General features: G+C 58.7%; 3 protein-coding genes. 2 read left to right on the forward strand and 1 reads right to left on the reverse strand.

Going from position 1 to position 3,676, the window contains the following annotated elements:
• The first annotated feature begins 809 nt into the window (after window positions 1-809).
• Together ltrA and GX181_05775 are read left to right on the forward strand one after the other, a co-directional pair.
• The gene (gene ltrA, locus GX181_05770) at window positions 810-2,327 is read left to right on the forward strand and encodes a group II intron reverse transcriptase/maturase (GenBank protein NLM71446.1); all 1,518 of its coding nucleotides are present in this window, start codon (window positions 810-812) and stop codon (window positions 2,325-2,327) included.
• Entirely contained in the window at window positions 2,324-2,875 is a 552-nt protein-coding gene (locus GX181_05775; GenBank protein ID NLM71447.1) for an IS3 family transposase, read from the forward strand. Before ltrA ends, GX181_05775 begins: the two co-directional genes overlap by 4 nt.
• On the opposite strand, the gene GX181_05780 is transcribed toward GX181_05775, so the two are convergent.
• Window positions 2,778-3,676, reverse strand: an 899-nt coding sequence (locus GX181_05780; GenBank protein NLM71448.1) for an ISL3 family transposase, incomplete at its 5' end; no start/stop codon positions are given. The two genes, GX181_05775 and GX181_05780, sit on opposite strands and share 98 nt — an antisense overlap.

Here is a 3,676-nt window from a genome sequence, read left to right on the forward strand (position 1 = left end):
ACGGCATCCGGGGAAAGCAAAAGCGCAAATGGGTGGCGACGACGGACTCCAACCACGGCAACCCGGTATTGCCCAACCGTCTGAACAGAGATTTTGCGGCATCTGAACCCGACAGGAAGTGGGTCAGCGACATAACATACGGTGCGCCCGTATAGTGCAATCGAAATACCCGTTGCCCACATCACTGCGGAAAGGAGAAGAACGGCAAGCGCAATGCAATACCGGGGAAACGGGGCTGTCCGCGCTGCGGCGGACATGAGTCTGGGCGGCAGTGACCCTTCGCCCGCCGAAGGGGTGATGTAGCCCGCCGACAAAGGGGACTGAGGCGAGACCGTTAAGCCGAGATGGTCCTCGAGACTGAGTGTCGAAAGGTCGAGGAACACGAACCGATTCATCCGCATCCGAGGGTTGAAATGTCACCGCATCCTACACGGTCTGACAGGATGCATGCGGAGGGAGGCGTCAAATGTATGGACAAACCTCCTAAGCCGTCCGCCAAGAACTCTGGGGCGGACGGTGGAGCGACGGGGAGAACGCAGCCAGACCGTCGACTCCGCGTCGACTTGCGGAAAGCAAGGGCAAGGACTGCGATCGGCGGCCTAATCGACGTGAATGAGTTTGATCGCGTGAAACGGGGAAGCTTCGCGCGGCCGATGGGAGGCGGGAGCTCCGGGCCGGGCGGAGTGGCGGAGCACTCGTAGTAGTCTGAGGCGGGGAAAGCCCGTCGCATGGCGAAGGGGTGCAGCTTGACGTATTTACCTGACAAACTAACTGACCCAGCGAGGTGAAGACCTCTGATAATCAGCGAAATGCAGCGTAAATTAGCGACATGGTCCGAAGAGGACAAGGCAAGAAGGTTCTACCGACTGCTGAGAATAGTCTCCGACCCGATATGGCTGGAGGAGGCGATATGCAGAACACTCGGCGCCCGGGGAGCGACAACGCCGGGAATCGACGGCATGACGAGAGCCCACGTGGAGAACAACATCACGGAACTTGCGCGCACCATCGGAAAGGAACTCAGGGCCGGCACCTACGAACCGCAGCCCGTGCGTCGCGTCAACATCAGGAAGAGCAACGGCAAACTCAGGCCGCTAGGGATACCAACGCTCAAGGACAGAATCGTGCAGCGGGCAATGCTCATGGCGATGGACCCCATATGGGAGAGCGACTTCCACAACCTGTCCTACGGATTCAGGCCCTGCAGGAGCGTGCACCAGGCCATACGAACCGTGAAACTGCAACTCCAGGACAGCCACATGGGAGAAGCCGCCCGATGGATAATAGAAGGGGATCTGACGAGCTACTTCGATACCATACACCACGGACTGCTCATGAAAGCCGCGAGGAGGAGAATCCGGGACAGGCGCTTTCTGAACCTGCTCTGGAAGTTCCTCAAGGCGGGGCACGTCGACAAACGGCTCTTTCACGCCGCCCACGACGGCGTGCCTCAGGGCGGAGTCATCTCTCCGCTGCTCGGAAACATCATGCTGAACGAATTCGACACGTACCTTGAAAACCGGTATCTCTCGAAGAAGGCGAGAAAAGACAGATGGTACTGGAACGACAGCCTCAAGCGGAAGCGTCCCAGGGCAATCGAGGAGGGGCGCGAATGGAAACCCGCGGTGGCCTACTGTAGATACGCCGACGACTTCCTGATAGCCGTCAAGGGAACACGAGCGCAGGCGGAGGAGATACGCCAAGAGAGCAAGGAACACCTGCACAACAACCTCCGACTGGTCCTGAACATGGAAAAGACCCGCATAACCCACGTCAACGACGGATTCGTCTTTCTCGGACACCGCATCATCAGAAAGCGGGGAAAGAAGGGGACGATGAGAGTCACCGACGGAATCCCCCGCGAGAAAGTCTCCGGCTTCATATACCGCATCAAGAAGCATCTAGACGAGAACCATCACATGAGCGGCGCGGAGATGATCAAAAGCCTGAACCTCAAGATTGAAGGCTGGGGAAGATTCTACCAGTACGCGGACCAGAAATCCTGGGCGTTCGATAAAGTGGACAGAGCGGTATTCTGGAAGATGGCGCACTGGTTGGGGAATAAGTACAGAAGCCCTATAAAGCCCTTGGTGAAGAAGTGGGTGAAGCACCCAGAAGAGGGCAAGGCCAAGACATGGGTGATGTACGACAGGACGAGCGACGGAAAACCGCGACGCGCAGCCCTCTCCCGGCTTGTAGGGAGAGGCGGCAAGCAGTACCGATGGAAACAGCAGCAGGGCAACCCTTACATGGCGGAGCCGGAGGAAAGAACCCGAGCGCCGAGGTCTCGCTACGACGAGGTCGCGATGGCTGTCAGTCAACGTTGAGTGGAGAGCCGTATGCGCTGAGAGGCGCACGTACGGTTCGGAGGGGAGAGACGGGGAAACAGCTCGACTGCGCCCCGTCTCTTACCCTACTCGCCACTGAAGAGGGCTGGCTCTATCTGGCCGCGATAATGGATCTTCACTCTCGCAGCATAGTCGGCTGGTCGGCCGGAGAGCGAATAACCGCCGGTCTTGTCTCCAAGGCGCTTGACCGCGCCCTGGAGCGGAGGAATCCCGGCAAGGGGCTTCTTCTTCACTCAGACAGAGGCAGTCAGTACACCAGCCGCGAGTACCAGACCAAGCTCTGGCACAACGGCATCATAGGCTCGATGAGCAGGAAGGGGAACTGCTGGGACAACGCTCCGATGGAGAGCTTTTTCGGCGCGTTGAAGACGGAGTGGATCTACGGGAGGAGGAAGTACAGTACTCGAGAGGAGGCTCGTTCAGATATATTCAAGTATATTGAAATATTCTATAATCGCAAGCGTCTTCATTCCGGGCTTGGCTACAAAACCCCGGAAGAATATGAAAAAGGGAGATTGCGGGCATAAAAGTATGTCCGGTGTTTCGGGGGAACCTCACCACCGTGCGAAATCCCCTCGCCATCGCCCTGCCGGCGCGAAGAACGCTGTTGTAACCCTCGACCATGGCGTTGGTCATGCGGCTGTGAAACCAGCGCAATATGCCTTCGAGATGACGCTTGATCATCCTGCCAACCGCTGCGACTTCGGGTATCCGGCACAGAAGAGCCCAGCGGCACCAACCCTTGAGCTGACCTCTGGCTTCCTCCGCCGTCAGCCCGGAACCGACATCCAGTATCTGTTGCAACAGGATCTTCATGCGATAGGCCTTCCCGGTCTGTCTGCAAGCACCGCTCAGGCAGGCCTTCCCCAGGCTGTCGCGCTGACCGGCGCTCAGGTCCTTCTCGTTCCTGCGCCAGTACCACCGAGTGCCCTTCAGTTCCGCGCAGTTCGCGCTCTCGCGCCTGCGCACAGTGTCAAGAGCGTCGTTCATGGCCTTCACGACGTGAAACTTGTCGAAGGTGACGGAGGCGCGGGGAAGGCTCTCCTCGACACCCTTGATGTAGGCGGGAGACATGTCGCAACAGACCTCCGTTATCCTCAAAGGGTCGCCGCCGCGTCTCCTGAGATGCTCGGCGAAAAGAGCCACCGTGTCAGACCCCCTGCCATCGGTCGCGAATATCAGCCGCTTCGTCCAGTAGTCGAAGACGAACGTGACGTACTTGTGTCCCTTCCTCCAGGAGGTCTCGTCGATGGCCACGGCGAAGACGTTTGACAGGTCCTGGTTCTCCAGCGCGCGGTCCACGGAGCGTCTCAGCATGCGCCACAGGG

The sequence above is a fragment of the Synergistaceae bacterium genome (genome assembly GCA_012521675.1).
GTDB lineage: Bacteria > Synergistota > Synergistia > Synergistales > Aminobacteriaceae > JAAYLU01.

Excerpts from the sequence above, each read along its gene's own strand:
- ltrA (NLM71446.1), top strand. The coding sequence starts at position 810 with ATGCAGCGTAAATTAGCGACATGGTCCGAAGAGGACAAGGCAAGAAGG.